Source organism: Nocardioides xinjiangensis, from assembly GCF_017916385.1.
Classification (GTDB): domain Bacteria; phylum Actinomycetota; class Actinomycetes; order Propionibacteriales; family Nocardioidaceae; genus Nocardioides; species Nocardioides xinjiangensis.
The window spans coordinates 3,121,605-3,136,942 of record NZ_JAFMSW010000001.1 but is presented as its reverse complement, the minus strand read 5'-3'; the positions used below and the strand labels follow the sequence as shown (position 1 = coordinate 3,136,942).

The 15,338-nt window shown below is 73.1% G+C and carries 16 protein-coding genes; 6 read left to right on the top strand and 10 right to left on the bottom strand.

Annotated features, from left to right (window positions below):
• Positions 1-14 precede the first annotated feature (14 nt).
• The 6 genes from J3P32_RS14805 to J3P32_RS14780 all read right to left on the bottom strand — a co-directional run bounded on the left by J3P32_RS14805 (position 15) and on the right by J3P32_RS14780 (position 6,166).
• Positions 15-1,298: a deoxyguanosinetriphosphate triphosphohydrolase gene (locus J3P32_RS14805; protein ID WP_210440538.1), complete on the bottom strand. Its 1,284-nt coding sequence runs from the start codon at positions 1,296-1,298 to the stop codon at positions 15-17.
• A gap of 36 nt (positions 1,299-1,334) precedes the next feature.
• Positions 1,335-2,186 (bottom strand): hypothetical protein, encoded by an 852-nt coding sequence (locus J3P32_RS14800; protein ID WP_210440537.1) that lies wholly within the window; start codon positions 2,184-2,186, stop codon positions 1,335-1,337.
• 264 nt (positions 2,187-2,450) lie between these two features.
• Positions 2,451-3,590 (bottom strand): tRNA dihydrouridine synthase DusB, encoded by a 1,140-nt coding sequence (gene dusB, locus J3P32_RS14795; protein WP_210440536.1) that lies wholly within the window; start codon positions 3,588-3,590, stop codon positions 2,451-2,453.
• Between the two features lie 37 nt (positions 3,591-3,627).
• A complete protein-coding gene (locus J3P32_RS14790) occupies positions 3,628-4,323 on the bottom strand; it encodes a hypothetical protein (RefSeq protein ID WP_210440535.1) in 696 nt (231 codons plus the stop codon).
• Positions 4,324-4,371: 48 nt separating this feature from the next.
• Positions 4,372-5,784 (bottom strand): glycine--tRNA ligase, encoded by a 1,413-nt coding sequence (locus J3P32_RS14785; protein ID WP_210440534.1) that lies wholly within the window; start codon positions 5,782-5,784, stop codon positions 4,372-4,374.
• A gap of 52 nt (positions 5,785-5,836) precedes the next feature.
• Entirely contained in the window at positions 5,837-6,166 is a 330-nt protein-coding gene (locus tag J3P32_RS14780) for an antibiotic biosynthesis monooxygenase family protein (RefSeq protein ID WP_307861713.1), read from the bottom strand.
• A 128-nt stretch (positions 6,167-6,294) separates the two neighbouring features.
• On the opposite strand from J3P32_RS14780, the gene J3P32_RS14775 reads away from it, so the two are divergent.
• From J3P32_RS14775 to J3P32_RS14760, 4 genes are read left to right on the top strand one after another with little or no spacing between them, the layout of a single operon-like run.
• A complete protein-coding gene (locus J3P32_RS14775) occupies positions 6,295-7,317 on the top strand; it encodes a metal ABC transporter substrate-binding protein (RefSeq protein ID WP_210440533.1) in 1,023 nt (340 codons plus the stop codon).
• Positions 7,314-8,183: a metal ABC transporter ATP-binding protein gene (locus tag J3P32_RS14770; RefSeq protein ID WP_210440532.1), complete on the top strand. Its 870-nt coding sequence runs from the start codon at positions 7,314-7,316 to the stop codon at positions 8,181-8,183. Before J3P32_RS14775 ends, J3P32_RS14770 begins: the two co-directional genes overlap by 4 nt.
• Complete coding sequence (locus J3P32_RS14765) at positions 8,180-9,184, top strand: metal ABC transporter permease (protein ID WP_307807935.1); 1,005 nt, start codon at positions 8,180-8,182, stop codon at positions 9,182-9,184. The genes J3P32_RS14770 and J3P32_RS14765 overlap by 4 nt, the downstream gene beginning before the upstream one ends.
• The gene (locus J3P32_RS14760) at positions 9,171-9,584 is read left to right on the top strand and encodes a Fur family transcriptional regulator (protein WP_246850129.1); all 414 of its coding nucleotides are present in this window, start codon (positions 9,171-9,173) and stop codon (positions 9,582-9,584) included. Before J3P32_RS14765 ends, J3P32_RS14760 begins: the two co-directional genes overlap by 14 nt.
• Before the next feature lie 9 nt (positions 9,585-9,593).
• Here the strand turns inward: J3P32_RS14760 and J3P32_RS14755 are convergent, their stop codons facing one another.
• Positions 9,594-10,373 carry an isoprenyl transferase gene (locus J3P32_RS14755; RefSeq protein WP_307861712.1) on the bottom strand — a complete coding sequence of 260 codons (780 nt, stop codon included), beginning with the start codon at positions 10,371-10,373 and terminating at the stop codon, positions 9,594-9,596.
• A gap of 113 nt (positions 10,374-10,486) precedes the next feature.
• On the opposite strand from J3P32_RS14755, the gene J3P32_RS14750 reads away from it, so the two are divergent.
• On the top strand, positions 10,487-11,296 hold the full coding sequence (locus J3P32_RS14750; RefSeq protein ID WP_210440531.1) for an SDR family NAD(P)-dependent oxidoreductase: 810 nt from the start codon (positions 10,487-10,489) through the stop codon (positions 11,294-11,296).
• Positions 11,297-11,325: 29 nt separating this feature from the next.
• On the opposite strand, the gene recO is transcribed toward J3P32_RS14750, so the two are convergent.
• From recO to J3P32_RS14735, 3 genes are all read right to left on the bottom strand, one after another.
• Positions 11,326-12,054 carry a DNA repair protein RecO gene (gene recO / locus J3P32_RS14745; RefSeq protein ID WP_210440530.1) on the bottom strand — a complete coding sequence of 243 codons (729 nt, stop codon included), beginning with the start codon at positions 12,052-12,054 and terminating at the stop codon, positions 11,326-11,328.
• A 68-nt stretch (positions 12,055-12,122) separates the two neighbouring features.
• On the bottom strand, positions 12,123-13,862 hold the full coding sequence (gene leuA, locus J3P32_RS14740) for a 2-isopropylmalate synthase (RefSeq protein ID WP_210440529.1): 1,740 nt from the start codon (positions 13,860-13,862) through the stop codon (positions 12,123-12,125).
• Positions 13,863-14,037: 175 nt separating this feature from the next.
• The gene (locus J3P32_RS14735; protein ID WP_210440528.1) at positions 14,038-14,796 is read right to left on the bottom strand and encodes a class I SAM-dependent methyltransferase; all 759 of its coding nucleotides are present in this window, start codon (positions 14,794-14,796) and stop codon (positions 14,038-14,040) included.
• A gap of 47 nt (positions 14,797-14,843) precedes the next feature.
• On the opposite strand from J3P32_RS14735, the gene J3P32_RS14730 reads away from it, so the two are divergent.
• Positions 14,844-15,329, top strand: coding sequence for a flavodoxin family protein (locus J3P32_RS14730; RefSeq protein ID WP_210440527.1), 486 nt, complete (start codon positions 14,844-14,846; stop codon positions 15,327-15,329).
• The last annotated feature ends 9 nt before the right edge of the window (positions 15,330-15,338 follow it).

Below are 15,338 nucleotides of genomic sequence, written 5' to 3'. Positions count from 1 at the left end.
CGGCTCGCCGCTGACTACCCGGCCGCGGGCAGCACCAGCGCAGCGTGGCGGGCGACGGCGCTCGCGTCGGTGAGTGAGGCGACCTGGTCGACCACCACCCGCCGGCGTGCGGCGTCGTCGCCGGCCGCGTCCCAGTCGTCGACGAAGACGCGGTCGAGCCCATCGGCACCGCGCTGCCACAGCGCCTCCACCAGCTCCGCGACCAGCTGGCGCTGGCGCTCCATCAGCGCGACCCGGTCGTCGGCCTGCATCACGTAGAGCGCGGCCACGCCCTTGAGCACGCCGATCTCCACCTGGGTGCTCTCCGGGACGACCAGGTCGGCCCGGTGGCGGACCAGCGGGTCCCCGCCCGCCGCTGCGAACGTGGCCTGCTGGACGCTGCCGCAGAAGCGGCCGATGAGGTCGCTGGTGAGGTTTTTGATGGCGGCGAGGCTGCGCCTGCTCCCGTCGTACGACGACCGCGGCCAGCTCCCGACGGCCTGCAGGCCCTCGAGCGCGACGTCGAGCGTCGCGTCGTCGGCGCCCGGGAGGTACCACGAGCGCACCGTCGCCCACAGCGCGTCCCGGTCGAGGCGGGTCAGGTCGAGCCGACCGGCCACGATGCCGTCCTCGACGTCGTGGACGGAGTAGGCGACGTCGTCGGCGAGGTCCATGACCTGCGCCTCGAGGCAGCGCCGGCGCCCCTCGACCCCGGCGCGCAGCCAGTCGAACACCGGGCGGTCGTCGTCGTAGACCCCGAACTTCACCACCACGCGCGGGGTGCCGTCGGCGTGGACGCCGTGCGGACCGGTCGCCTCGGAGCGGCCCCACGGGTACTTCGTGCAGGCGTCGAGCGTGGCGCGCGTGAGGTTGAGGCCCACGGAGCGGCCGTCGGCGTCGACGGTCTTCGCCTCCAGCCGGGTCAGCAGCCGGAGCGTCTGGGCGTTGCCCTCGAAGCCACCGCAGTCGACGCTCAGGCCCGCCAGCGCTCGCTCGCCGTTGTGCCCGAACGGCGGGTGGCCGAGGTCGTGGGCGAGCGCCGCGGTCTCCGCGATGTCGGGATGGGTGCCCAGCGCACGAGCGAGGTCGCGCGCGACCTGGGCGACCTCGAGGCTGTGGGTGAGCCGGTTGCGGACGAAGTCGTCGGTCTGCGGACCCACCACCTGCGTCTTCGCCGCCAGCCGGCGTGACGCCGCGGCGTGGACGACGCGCGCCCGGTCGCGCTCGAACGCCAGCCGGACGGGGGCGTCGACCCGCTTGGGCGGCTCGGCCACGAGGCGCTCGCGCGCCGCGTCGTCGTACAGGTCCTCGATGCTCATCGGCCGGTCAGCCTAGCGAGCACCGGGGACGAGCGGTCAGTAGACCGTGACGTGCACGTGGTCGTAGTGGTTCGCAGTGACCGATCCGCGGTCGGACATCCCGCGCCAGCCCTCGCCGGAGCGCTCCACGGACCAGATCTTCTGGGCGTAGATGATGTACTCGATGCCGAGGGCGGCGTAGTTGGTCCGCAGGAACTCGGCGATCGCCCACCCGGTCGAGCCGCTCACCATGATGTCGATCGCGCGGCCCTGGCCGTGCTCGCCGTCACCGCGCCACGTGCCGTAGCTGGTGACCTCGGGCCAGTTCGCGCAGACCACGTCGTGGATCTCGTAGAGCGACGCGCGGCCCGCGTCGATCGCGGAGCCGTTGCTGCAGACGCCGCCGAGGCTGGGACCCTCCGGCTCGGGCTTCGGCTTGTCCTCGACGAGGTAGCCGGACGTGACCCACCGGGACTGGCCGTCGACGACGACCTGCGTGCGGCCCATCTGCTGGCGGCCGGTGACCGCCACCTGCTCGAGCTCGCCGATCACGCCCATCTTGTCGGACTTCTCCGACGGGCCCTCCCAGAGGTTGAGCACCTCGGTGGTCCACATCGTGTCGCCGACCTCGCGGGCCAGGCGCCGGGCCCGCCGGTCGACCGCGAGCTCCTCGCGCGCCGCCTCCGCCCTCGCCGCGGAGCGGGTCCGCGACCGGGAGACGGGGCTCTCGTCGCGGCGGCGCAGCGCCGAGCCGGCGGTCGGGTCGGCGGTCGGGTCGGCGCTCAAGGCGCTCGGACGCCCGGCACCGGGCTCGCTGTCGGCCGCAGCGCGGGCGGTCGACTGGGAGCCGGACGAGGCGAGCAGGTCGTCGCTGGTGGCGGGCTCTGCGGCGAGCACACCCATGGTCACTGCGGAGAGCGTCGCGACCACCGCGAGGGGCGCGGCGACCTGCACGGCGCGGGGCAGACGGGACAGACGGGGGCGAGCAGGGGTTTCCCGCTTGTGGCGATGCTGAGCCACAGCGCTGATCCTTTGCTGTTGCTGACGGGGGACTGCGTCGAACCACGAGTGGAGCTTCGGTGAACTCGTGCCCACGTCGACGCGATCATCGAGTAGAGCACAGGTTCGTCGGCGCGTCCCAATCTTCCACGGTAAAAATCCCCGTGTTCCGGCTCACCCGCCGGTCGCCTCGTCGGCGTCCTCGCGCAGCTGGGCTCCACGCCCGTCGGTGTCGTCGAGCCACCCGTCGGGCAGCACCACCTTCTTGCGGGGCGCGCCCTGGCGTCCGCGGGGCGTGCCGAGCTCCCGCTCGGGGAAGGGCGCGTCGCCGTCGAGGCCGTCGAGGAGGGCGTCGAGCGCGGCCAGCGAGTCGACGAGGGCGAGCTGGTGGCGCAGCTCGCCGCCGGCGGGGAAGCCCTTGAGGTACCAGGTGATGTGCTTGCGGAACTCCTTGCAGCCCCGCTCCTCCCCCATGTGCTCCGACAGCAGCTCGGCGTGCCTGCGCATCATGTCGCGCACCTCGCCGAGCGTCGGCAGCGTCGCGACGTCCTCCCCGTGGAACGCCGCCGCGAGGTCGCGGAACAGCCACGGGCGACCGAGGCAGCCGCGGCCCACGACGACGCCGGCGGCGCCGGTCTGCTCCACCATGCGCAGGGCGTCGGCGGCCTCCCAGATGTCACCGTTGCCGAGGACCGGGATGTCGACGTGGTCGACCAGGGCGCCGATCGCGTCCCAGTCGGCCTCGCCGGAGTACGCCTGCTGGACCGTGCGCCCGTGCAGCGCGATCGCCGCCACACCGGTCTCCTGCGCGATGCGGCCGGCGTCGAGGTAGGTGAGGTGGTCGTCGTCGAGGCCCTTGCGGGTCTTCATCGTCACCGGCACGTCGTACGGCGCCGCGGCGGCGACGGCGGCGGTGAGGATCTCGCCGAGCAGCCCCCGCTTCCACGGCAGCGCTCCCCCGCCGCCCTTGCGGGTCACCTTCGGGACCGGGCAACCGAAGTTGAGGTCGACGTGGGCGACGCCGTGGTCGGCGCACAGGATCTCCACGGCCTTGCCGATGTAGACCGGGTCGGTGCCGTAGAGCTGCACGGAGCGCACGGACTCGACGTCGTCGAAGACGAGCATTCTGCGGGTGGTCTCGTCGCCCTCGACGAGCCCGCGGCTGGTGATCATCTCGCAGACGTAGAGACCGGCTCCCTGCTCGGCGCAGAGCCGGCGGTACGCGGCGTTGGTGATGCCCGCCATGGGCGCCAGCACCACCGGGGTGTCGACGCGCAGCGACCCCAGCGTGAGCGAGTCGGGCACGGCGGTCATGCCCCCATTGTCCGAGGCGGGCGGTGCCGCGCCCAAATCAGCCGCGACCGCTGCGCCTCCCGCGCTCCCCGCGCCGTGCCTTCCCCGGCGTCCGTGCCCCGGGCCTCTCGGCCGCGGGCCTGCGCACCTCGCCGCTCCACGAGATGGGGTCGTAGCCCTCCGTCGGCTGGAACACCAGGTCGCGCACGCGCCCGCCCTGCGGCACGAGGTAGACCAGGCACATCTCCGCCTCCGCGCCGGGCTCGAAGGGATCCGGCAGCGGCCCGCTCTGGCAGGCCTCGAAGTCGCCGCCCACCGTCCACGGCGCGCCGAGGGACCCGACGGTGTCGCGCAGGTAGAGCGGCACGTCCTGCCCGCCGAGGTCGGCGTCACCGACGTTGGCGAGCGTGACCGTGGCGAAGTACGGCCGGGCCTCGCCCACCGCCTCGTCGCCCGCCCAGGCGTCAAAGACCGACGGACGCTGCTCGGCGACGGCCGCGACGGTGAGCTCGAGCTCGCCGGTCACGTCGCGTGTCGGCTGCCAGACGAGCACGGCGGGTTCCCCGAACGCCAGCTCGGCGCCGGGCTCGGTGCCACCGTCCCCGCTGACCCCGCCGTCTTCGCCGTCCTCGCCGTCGTCGGCGGCGGCTCCCTTCGTCGGCGGCGACGGGTCCTCGCCGCCGCGGGGCTCCGCCGGGGAGCACGCCGGCACCGTCAGTGCCAGCGCCGTGGCGAGGAGGAGGCTGCGCCGCATGGCCTCATCGTGGCACGGCGCGGGCCCCCACGACCGGCGACGCCGGGCTCAGCAGCCGACGAGCTTCTCGGCGAAGTACCTCGTGATGCCGTCGAGGCCGACCCGCTCCTGGCTCATGGAGTCGCGCTCGCGCACGGTGACGGCGTCGTCGTCGAGGGTCTCGAAGTCGACCGTCACGCAGAACGGCGTACCGATCTCGTCCTGGCGACGGTAGCGGCGGCCGATGGCGCCGGAGTCGTCGAAGTCGACGTTCCAGTTCTGGCGCAGCTCAGCGGCGAGGTCGCGGGCCTTGGGCGAGAGGTCGGCGTTGCGGCTCAGCGGGAGGACCGCGACCTTGACGGGCGCGAGGCGCGGGTCGAGCTTGAGCACGACCCGCTTGTCGACGCCGCCCTTGGTGTTGGGCGCCTCGTCCTCGGTGTAGGCGTCGATGAGGAACGCCATGAGCGAGCGGGTCAGGCCCGCGGCCGGCTCGATGACGTAGGGCAGGTAGCGCTCGTCGGCGGCCTGGTCGTAGTAGGACAGGTCCTTGCCGGAGTACTCGCTGTGCTGCTTGAGGTCGAAGTCGGTGCGGTTGGCGATGCCCTCGAGCTCCTCGAAGTCACGGCCGGAGAACCCGAAGCGGTACTCGATGTCGGTCGTGCCCTTGGAGTAGTGCGACAGCTTCTCCTGCGGGTGCTCGTAGTGGCGCAGGTTGGCAGGGTCGATGCCGAGGTCGACGTACCAGCGGGTGCGCTCCTCGATCCAGTAGCGGAACCACTCCTCGTCCTCGCCGGGCTTGACGAAGAACTCCATCTCCATCTGCTCGAACTCGCGGGTGCGGAAGATGAAGTTGCCGGGGGTGATCTCGTTGCGGAAGCTCTTGCCCATCTGGGCGATGCCGAACGGCGGCTTCTGGCGGCTCGAGGTCACGACGTTGGCGAAGTTGAGGAAGATGCCCTGCGCGGTCTCGGGCCGCAGGTAGTGCAGCCCGGACTCGTCCTCGATGACGCCGAGGTAGGTCTTGAGCATCATGTTGAACTCGCGCGGCTCGGTCCAGGCGTTGCGGGTGCCGCAGTTGGGGCACGCGACCGACTCGTTGATGTCGACGGAGTCGGGGTCCACGGGCTGGTCCGGGGTGCCCTTCTTGGCGGCGTGGTCCTCCTGGAGGTGGTCCTCGCGGAAGCGCTTGTGGCACGACTGGCACTCGACCAGGGGGTCGCTGAACGTGCTCAGGTGGCCGCTGGCCTCCCACGTGCGGGTCGGCAGGATGACGCTGGAGTCGAGGCCCACGACGTCGTCGCGCCGGGTGACCATGAACTTCCACCACTGGCGCTTGATGTTCTCCTTCAGCTCCACGCCGAGCGGGCCGTAGTCCCACGCCGACCGGGTGCCGCCGTAGATCTCACCGCAGGGGTAGACGAAACCTCGGCGCTTGGCGAGCGAGACGACGTTGTCCAGGGCGGTCGGAGCGGGCTTGGCCACGATGCAGTTCCTTCGGGTCGGGCCGGCTGGCTGCCGGCTCGTGGGCGAGCGCTCACCCTATCGAGCGCGGCCGGGCCTCGTTGAGGTCGGTCCCCTCCTCGACGAGCTCGTAGGCGCTGGGCTCGTCGACCGCGTGGACCATCAGGGGCTGGACGTGCATCTTCCCCTCGTACGACCCCAGCGCCCGCCGGTAGGAGCCGACGTTCTCCCAGCGGGTGGCCAGCACCCACAGCGCGGGGTCGTCGACGTTGCGGCCGACCTCGCCGCCCACGTAGCCGGGCTTCGCGGCGAGGATGGCGAGGGCCCGCACGAGCCCGGCGCGCAGCTCGGCCTCCGCCGACGCTGCGGACGAGGGGGCGCGGAGGCGGGTCACGACGAGCACAGGCTCACCCTACGGCTGGGGTAGTCCACCGGGTTCCGGTCGTCCGAACGCGTCCCCTGCGACCGTTTCCCGGTGGACTACCGACCACGGTTTGACAACGGTTCTCATCGCGTCTGAGAATCGTTCTCATGTCGCTCGCCACCCGCTCCCTCTCCCTCACCAGCCTGCTCACCGCAACCGTCCTCCTTGCCGGGTGCGGGCAGTCGGGGGGCGACACGGCCGGGAGTGGTCGCTCGGTCGTGGCGTCGTTCTACCCGCTGGCGTGGGTGACGGAGCAGGTGGCGGGCGACGGCTGGACCGTGGAGAACCTCACCTCTCCCGGCCAGGAGCCGCACGACCTCACCCTCGACATCGCCCAGACCGCCGCCCTGGAGGGCGCGGACCTCGTCGTGCTCGAGGAGGGCTTCCAGCCCGCCGTCGACGACACCGCCGCCAACGCCGACGCGCCGGTCCTCGACGCCGCCGCGGTGCTCGACCTGCTGCCCGCGACCCCCGGTGAGGAGCACGACCATGCCGAGGAGGAGCACGCCGAGGACGAGGCCCACGCCGACGAGGAGCACGCCGAGGAGGAGCACGCCGAGGACGAGGCCCACGCCGAGGAGGAGCACGCCGACGAGGAGCACGACCACGGCGACGTCGACCCGCACTTCTGGCTGGACCCGCTCCTGGTCGCGGACTTCGCCGACGCGGTCGCCGACGAGCTGGGCGAGATCCACCCTGACGGCGCGGAGACCTACGCCGACAACGCGGCGCAGCTGCGCTCGGAGCTGGAGTCGCTCGACCGGGACTACACCGAGGGACTGGCCTCCTGCGAGCGGTCCACCACCGTGGTCAGCCACCAGGCGTTCGCCTACCTGGCTCGCTACGGACTGGAGTTCGAGGCGATCGCCGGCCTGTCCCCGGACGCCGAGCCGACCGCAGCCGACCTCGCCCACCTGCAGGAGGTCATCGACGCCGACGGTGTGACCACCGTGTTCTCCGAGCGGCTGGTCAGCCCGAAGATGGCGGACACCCTCGCCAGCGACATGGGTGTGGAGTCCGCGGTGCTCGACCCCATCGAGGGGCTGTCGGAGGAGACGGCCGACGAGGACTACCTTTCACTCATGCGCGCGAACCTCACCGCACTCCAGCGGGCCAACGGCTGCTCGTGACACCGGCCGACAGCACGACCGCCGGCTCGGGAGCCGGATCCCAGCCCCGCCCGGAGGGGGGTCCGGACCGCGGCACGGACCCTGCGGTCCTCGAGCGGGTCTCGGTCGCCATCGGAGGACGGCCGATCCTGCGCGACGTCGACCTCGCCGTCCGCACCGGCGAGACCGTGACCCTGCTCGGACCCAACGGCTCGGGCAAGTCGACCCTCGTCCGCGCCCTCACCGGCCTGATGCCCCTGGCACGCGGGTCGGTGCGGCTGTTCGGCACGCCGCTGCCGGACTTTGAGCACTGGCACCGCGTCGGGTTCGTGCCGCAGCGCTCGAGCGCGACCGGCGGGGTGCCGGCCACGGTGCGTGAGGTCGTGGGCTCCGGCCGGGTCGGGCGGCGCCGGCTGCTCCGGCCGACCAGCCGGGCCGACCGGCGTGCGGTGGAGGCGGCGCTCGACGTCGTCGGTCTCGCCGACCGGGCGTCGTACGGCATCTCCCAGCTCTCCGGCGGGCAGCAGCAGCGCGTCCTGATCGCCCGCGCGCTCGCCGGCGAGCCCGACCTGCTGGTGCTCGACGAGCCGACGGCCGGGGTCGACCTGCCCAACCAGCGCGCGCTCGCCGAGGCGCTCGCGCGGCTGAAGGAGCGCGGCGCGACCATCGTGCTCGTCGCCCACGAGATCGGGCCGATGGCGCCGCTGGTGGACCGGTCGGTCGTGATGCGCGACGGCCGGGTCGCCTACGACGGCCCGCCGCTGACGCAGGAGGTCGCGGCGCACACCCACCACGCCCACGACCTCGAGACGCCCGAGGGCGACGCCCACGACCACGTGCCGCACGTGTCGTCCCCGTTCGACTGGGAGCGGAGGACCCGGCCGTGAGCTTCCTCGACCTCTTCGCGCTCGACTTCATGCAGCGCGCCCTCGTCGCCGCGCTGCTCACCGGCCTGGCCGCCCCGGCGATCGGCACCTTCCTCGTGCAGCGCCGGCTGGCGCTCCTCGGCGACGGGATCGGCCACGTCGCCGTCACCGGCGTGGCCCTCGGCCTGCTCACCGGCGCCTCGCCCACGTGGACGGCCGTCCTGGTCGCGGTGCTCGGCGCGGTGCTGATGGAGCTGATCCGCGAGCGCGGGCACACCAACGGCGACGTCGCCCTCGCGCTGCTCTTCTACGGCGGCCTGGCCGGCGGCGTGCTGATCACGGGCATCGCGGGACAGGGCGCGGCGACGCTGCAGGCCTACCTGTTCGGCTCGCTCAACAGCATCTCGTCCGAGGACGTGTGGTTCACCGCGGGCCTGACGGCGGTGGTCCTGGTCGTGACGCTCGGGCTCTCGCCCCAGCTCTTCGCCGTGGCCAGCGACCCCGACTTCGCCCGGGTCGCCGGGCTGCGCGTGCGGGCCTACAACCTGCTCACCGCGGTGCTGGCGGCGGTCAGCATCACCGTCGCTATGCGTACGGTGGGACTGCTGCTGGTCTCGGCGCTGATGGTGGTGCCGGTGGCGACGTCGCAGCAGCTGGCGCGCTCGTTCCGCGCGACGCTCCTCGGCGCCATGGTGGTCGGGTGCACCGCCTCGGTGGGCGGGCTCGTCCTCAGCGCCTGGCTGTCGTTCCGCGTCTCGGTGGCGCCGGGACCCACCATCGTGCTGCTGGCGCTGGCGATGTTCACCGCGACGTGGCCGATCGGCGTGTGGCTGCGCAGCCGCAGCCGGCTGATGGCGCCGTTCCCGGAGGTGTCCGCGACCCCCCACCGCTCCCCCGTCGAGCACCCGCACGAGCACGGCCGGGACTGCGGGCACCCGGCGGTCCCGCACGGCGACCACGTCGACTACGTCCACGACGGCCACCGGCACGCCGTGCACGGGGAGCACTATGACGAGCACTGAGCGGGGCCAGGTGCAGCGCTCCCCCGTGCGGCCCACCCGCCAGCGGCGGGCCGTCGCGGCCGCGCTCGCCGCTCTCCCCGACTTCCGCAGCGCCCAGGAGATCCACGACCTGGTCAACCAGCAGGGCGACTCGGTCGGGCTGGCGACGGTCTACCGCACGCTCGCGGCGCTCGCCGAGGCCGGCGAGGTCGACATGCTGCGCAACGAGGACGGCGAGGCGATCTGGCGCAGCTGCTCCGGCACCCACCACCACCACCTGGTCTGCCGCTCGTGCGGCGCGACCGTCGAGGTCGAGGGCCCCGCGGTCGAGCGGTGGACCAGCGCGGTCGCCGACGCGCACGGCTTCGCCGCCATCAGTCACACGCTGGAGATCTTCGGGACCTGCCCCGCCTGCCGCTAGGACCTCCTCTCACGAAGGGTCGGGCAGGGCGCCGCCGTAGCGCCGGTCACGGCTCGCGTAGGTCTCGATGGCGGCCCACAGGTGCCGCCGGTCCACGTCGGGCCACAGCACGTCGGTGAAGACCATCTCGCTGTAGGCCGCCTGCCACAGCATGAAGTTCGACAGCCGCTGCTCCCCCGAGGTGCGCCACACCAGGTCGGCCTCGGGCAGCTCGGGCACGTAGAGGTGGCGGGCGAAGGTGCGCTCGTCGATGCGGTCCGGGTCGAGCCGGCCGGCCGCGACCTCGCGCCCGATCGACCGGGCGGCGTCGGCGAGCTCGGCGCGGCCCCCGTAGTTGACGCACATCGTGAGGGTCAGCACGTCGTTGTCGCGGGTCATCTCCTCGGCCACCTGCAGCTCCCTGATGACCGACTTCCACAGCCGCGGGGCCCGGCCGGCCCACCGCACGCGGACGCCGAGGTCGTGCATCTCGTCGCGTCGCCGCCGGATCACGTCGCGGTTGAAGCCCATCAGGAAGCGGACCTCGTCGGTCGACCGCGACCAGTTCTCGGTCGAGAAGGCGTAGGCCGAGACCGCCTTCACCCCGATCTCGATCGCACCCTCCACCACGTCGAACAGCGTGTGCTCGCCCTGCTCGTGGCCCTTGGTGCGCGGCAGGCCGCGCTGCTTGGCCCACCGGCCGTTGCCGTCCATGATGATCGCGACGTGGGCCGGGACCAGGTCGCGCGGCAGCGGCGGCGGTGTCGCGCCGGACGGGTGGGGGGTCGGCGCCTTCACCTGTCGCTTCACGGGAGCAGCCTAGGTCTCGGGGTGAGGTCGAGGTCGCAGGCGGCACGGCGGCGGGTCGGGTCGCCCTGCGCCCGGCCCTTGACCCCCACGCCGGGACCGGTGAGGGTTCGCGCATGCTCCCCCCTTCCTTCGACCTCAGCGGACGGGTCGCGCTGGTCACCGGCGCCGGCGCGCCGGAGGGCATCGGGTTCGCGACCGCGCGCCTGCTGGGGGCGCTCGGCGCCGGCGTGGCGGTGGCGGCCACCACGGATCGCGCGCTCGAGCGCGCGGCCGAGCTCGAGGAGCACGGCGTGCGTGCCGTCGGGGTGGTGGGCGACCTGACGGTCGAGGAGCAGGTGCGGGCGCTGGTCGCCACGGTGACCGCCACGCTGGGGCCGCCGACGGTCCTGGTCAACAACGCGGGCATGACCAGCACGACGTCGCCGGCCCTCGCGCTCCCGTCGTCCGGGGGCACGGAGTCGGGCGCCGTCGTCGAGATGTCCTACGAGCAGTGGCGCCGCTCGCTGTCGCGCAACCTCGACTCCGCGTTCCTCGCCACCCGGGCCGTCCTGCCCGGGATGCGCGGGCAGGGGTGGGGACGCGTGGTGATGGTCGCCTCCGTGACCGGTCCCGTCATGGCGATGCGCGACGAGGCAGCGTACGCGGCCGCGAAGGCCGGCATGGTCGGACTCGCGCGCGCGGTCGGCGTGGACCACGCCGCCGACGGCGTGACGGCCAACGCGGTGGCACCCGGCTGGGTCGCCACGACGAGCCAGACGGCTGACGAGGAGGGCCAGGGACGCCGTACCCCCGTGGGGCGCAGCGCGACGCCGGACGAGGTCGCGGCCGCCGTCGCCTTCCTGTGCACGCCCGGGGCGTCGTACGTGACGGGCCAGTGCCTCGTCGTCGACGGCGGCAACAGCATCTCCGAGGAGCGCCGCTGACCGGACCGCCGGGCCGCGGCGGCGGGCGCTCAGCGCTCGACGTACGCCATCGATCGCAGGCCGCGTTCGAGGTGCCAGGCGAGGTAGGCCGAGACGAGGCTGCTGGCCTCGCGGAGGTGGCGCGGGTCGGCGGCGTGCACCACCGGCCAGTCGCCGACGAGCAGCGCGCCGAGCACGAGCACGGTCTCCGGAGCGGGCGTCGCCGAGCCGGGCAACCGGTCGGAGGCGCACAGCACGCCACCGGCCGACGGGTTGAAGAACCGGTGCGGGCCCTCGACGCCGCACTGCACGCAGTGGTCGAAGCTGGGCGCGTAGCCGGCCACGGACAGCGAGCGCAGCAGGTAGGAGTCGAGCACCTGGCCGGCCGGGTGCTCCCCGCCGGACATCGCCCGCAGGCCACCGACGAGGAGGAGGAACTGCTGGACGGCCGGCTCCTTGTCCTCGGTGACGAGCCGCTCGGCGGTCTCGAGCATCGCGGTGCCGGCGGTGTAGCGGTCGTAGTCGAGCCCGAGCCGCGCGTGGAACGGGTCGAGGGTCTCGGCCTGCGTGATGACGTCGAGGCTGCGGCCCTCGGCGAGCTGGAGGTCGACGTGGGTGAAGGGCTCGAGGCGCGAGCCCCAGCGCGACGTCGTGCGCCGCACCCCCTTGGCGACCGCGCGCACGCGCCCGTGCTGACGCGTCAGCAGGGTGATGATGCGGTCGGCCTCGCCCAGCTTGTGGGTGCGGAGCACGACCGCCTCGTCGCGGTAGAGGGGCACGCCACCATTCTCCCCCACCGACCCGTCCACGGCCCGGTCCGGGCTCGGCGATTGCCGGTGCGCGTCGCTCAGGCGCGGTTGACGGCGCTGATCACGGCCTTCAGCGAGGCGGTGACGATGTTGGCGTCCAGCCCGACGCCCCACAGCACCTTGTCACCGCTGTCGCACGACACCGCGCACTCGACGTAGGCCGCCGCGATCGCGTCGCCGCCGGCCGACAGCGCGTGCTCGGCGTAGTCGAGCACCCGGACGTCGTGGCCCATGGCCGAGATCGCGTCGACGAAGGCGGCGATCGGGCCGTTGCCTTGCCCGGTGAGCTCGTGGCGCTCGCCGTCGACGTACACCCCGACGGTGAGCTGGTCCTTCTCGCCCGCCGCGCTGGAGGTGTGCACCGAGTTCAGCTTGAGCGGGGTCTCGCGGTCGAGGTACTCGGACCGGAAGACCTGCCAGATCTCCTCGGGCGTGATCTCCCCGCCCTCGGTGTCGGTGCGCTGCTGGACCACGCGGCTGAACTCGATCTGCGCGCGACGGGGCAGGTCGAGCTTGTGCTCGGACTTCAGCACGTAGGCCACGCCGCCCTTGCCGGACTGGCTGTTGACCCGGATGACCGCCTCGTAGGTCCGGCCGACGTCCTTCGGGTCGATCGGCAGGTACGGCGCCTCCCACGGCAGCTGCCCCACCTCGGTGCCCAGCGCCGCGGCCTTCTTCTCCAGGTCCTCGAGGCCCTTCTTGATGGCGTCCTGGTGCGAGCCGGAGAACGCCGTGTAGACCAGGTCGCCGGCGTAGGGGTGGCGCGGGTGGACCGGGAGGTTGGTGCAGTACTCGACCGTGCGGCGAACCTCGTCGATGTCGCTGAAGTCGACCTGCGGGTCGATGCCCTGACTGAAGAGGTTCATGCCCAGCGTCACCAGGTCGACGTTGCCCGTCCGCTCGCCGTGGCCGAAGAGGCAGCCCTCGACGCGGTCGGCACCGGCCATCAGCGCCAGCTCGGTCGCCGCCACGGCGGTGCCGCGGTCGTTGTGCGGGTGCAGGCTGATCGCGGAGTGCTCACGGCGGGTCAGCCCGCGGCTGAAGTACTCGATCTGGTCGGCGTAGGTGTTGGGCGTCGACATCTCCACCGTGGCCGGCAGGTTGAGGATGATCTCGCGGCCGGCCTCGGGCTGCCACACGTCGGAGACCGCCTCGCACACGCTGAGCGCGAAGTCGGTGTCGGACTGGGTGAAGATCTCGGGGCTGTACTGGTAGCCGAAGTCCTGGCTGCCGACGATGCCGCCGAGCCGCTCCTCGGCGTACTTCAGGACCATCTCGGTGCCGCGGACCGCGATGCTGCGGCACTCGTCGGGGGTGACGTTGAAGACGACCCGCTGGAAGAGCGGCGCGGTCGCGTTGTAGAGGTGGATCGTGGCCCGCGGTGCGCCCACCAGCGAGTCGACGGTCCGCTCGATGAGGTCCTCGCGCGCCTGCGTCAGCACCGAGATCTGCACGTCGTCGGGGATCCGGTCCTCCTCGACGAGCTTGCGCACGAAGTCGAAGTCGGTCTGGCTGGCGCTGGGGAAGCCGACCTCGATCTCCTTGTAGCCCATCGCCACCAGCAGCTCGAACATCGTGAGCTTGCGGGCCGGCGTCATCGGGTCGATCAACGCCTGGTTGCCGTCGCGCAGGTCGGTCGACAGCCAGCGGGGCGCCTTCTCGATCCTCCGCGTCGGCCACGTGCGGTCGGGCAGGTCGACGGGGACGAAGGGCGTGTAGCGGGCGAACGGCATGGGGCTCGTCGCCTGCTGGTTGGCGGTGTTGCTCAGGTTGGTCATGGTGTCCCTCGGGGATCGGTCGGTGCTGGGCGACCGGCGCGCGCCACACTCCGCAGCGAGGAGGCCGGATCAGACCTCGCTGCGGCAGCCAAGGAGGAGGGTGCGCATCATGACCCCGCCAGCGTAGCCGCCCGCCGTCGTGGGCGTGCCCGGTCTCCCGCGGAGTGAGACGTGCTCAGGCACGGCCGCGCACGGCGTGCGCCACCGCGGTGAGCTCGAAGGGTCCCGCTCCGAGGCGCCGCCGGAGCGCGGCCTCGAGCCGCTCGCGGCCGTCGGGCCCCACGTCGTGCACGACCTCCGCGGCCGGGCCCACGCCATGGAGGTAGGGCTCCCACCACTCCTCGAAGCTCGGGTGGGTGACGGTGACCGGCAGCTCCAGGGACTCGACCTCGCGCAGGCCCGCGGCCTCGACGATCGCCACGAGACCGTCGCGCGAGCCGCCCGGGCGCTCCCGCTCGGCGCCGTGCCGCGGATCGAGCCCCGCGACCGCCTCCCACAGCGGCCACGTCGGCGCCCGTCCCCCGGCGAGGTCCCACACGGTGGCACCGACCCAGCCGCCGGGACGCGTCACCCGCCTCATCTCGCCGACACCGGCCACCGGGTCGGACATGAAGTGGACGACCAGGCAGGCAGCGGCCACGTCGCAGGAGTCGTCCTCGAACGGCAGCGCCTCCGCCACGCCGTGCCGGACGTCGACGCCGGGGAAGCGCTCGCGGCAGGCGGCGACGAAGGACTCCGACGGGTCGACCGCCCGCACGTGGTCGGCGCCGAGGCGGGCGACGAGATGCCTCGTGAGGGCGCCGGGGCCGCACCCGACGTCGACCGCCTCCTGGCCCGTCGTCACCTCGAGCCAGTCGGCGAGCCCCGCGGCCAGGGGCTGGGAGTACCGCCCCATGAACCTGTCGTAGGCGTCGCCCGGTACCTCGAACGTCACGCTCCCGACCGTACGCCGCCCGGTGGCCGGTGAGTAGCCTCGGCACCGTGCCGCGCCTGCTGATCGTCCACCACTCCCCCACGCCGTCGGTGCGCTCCCTGACCGATGCCGTGGTCGCGGGAGCGGGCGACGACGCGATCGAGGGCGTCGAGGTGGTCGTGCGGCCGGCCCTCGAGGCGGGTGCCGGCGACGTACGGGACGCCGACGCCTTCGTGCTCGGCACCCCGGCGAACTTCGGCTACATGAGCGGGGCGCTCAAGCACTTCTTCGACACCGTCTTCCTCGAGGCAGGCGGCGCGCTCGGCGACGACGGCTCGGCCGCCCCGGGCCCGGGCGGGCGGAAGCCGTACGGCCTCTACGTGCACGGGCGGTACGACACGACCGGTGCCGTCGGGTCGGTCGAGGCGATCGCCGGTGCGCTGCCCTGGCGCCGGTCCGCCCCCGTGCTGGAGGTGCTGGGCGAGGTGGGCGAGCCGGAGCGGGAGTCGGCGTACGACCTGGGCGGGACGCTCGCGTCGCTGGTGATGCGATGAGACGCCCAG

Coding starts and splice junctions, on each gene's coding strand:
- J3P32_RS14775 (WP_210440533.1), top strand. CDS start 6,295: ATGTCGCTCGCCACCCGCTCCCTCTCCCTCACCAGCCTGCTCACCGCA.
- leuA (WP_210440529.1), bottom strand. CDS start 13,862: ATGACCAACCTGAGCAACACCGCCAACCAGCAGGCGACGAGCCCCATG.
- J3P32_RS14760 (WP_246850129.1), top strand. CDS start 9,171: ATGACGAGCACTGAGCGGGGCCAGGTGCAGCGCTCCCCCGTGCGGCCC.
- J3P32_RS14750 (WP_210440531.1), top strand. CDS start 10,487: ATGCTCCCCCCTTCCTTCGACCTCAGCGGACGGGTCGCGCTGGTCACC.
- J3P32_RS14790 (WP_210440535.1), bottom strand. CDS start 4,323: ATGCGGCGCAGCCTCCTCCTCGCCACGGCGCTGGCACTGACGGTGCCG.
- J3P32_RS14805 (WP_210440538.1), bottom strand. CDS start 1,298: ATGAGCATCGAGGACCTGTACGACGACGCGGCGCGCGAGCGCCTCGTG.
- dusB (WP_210440536.1), bottom strand. CDS start 3,590: ATGACCGCCGTGCCCGACTCGCTCACGCTGGGGTCGCTGCGCGTCGAC.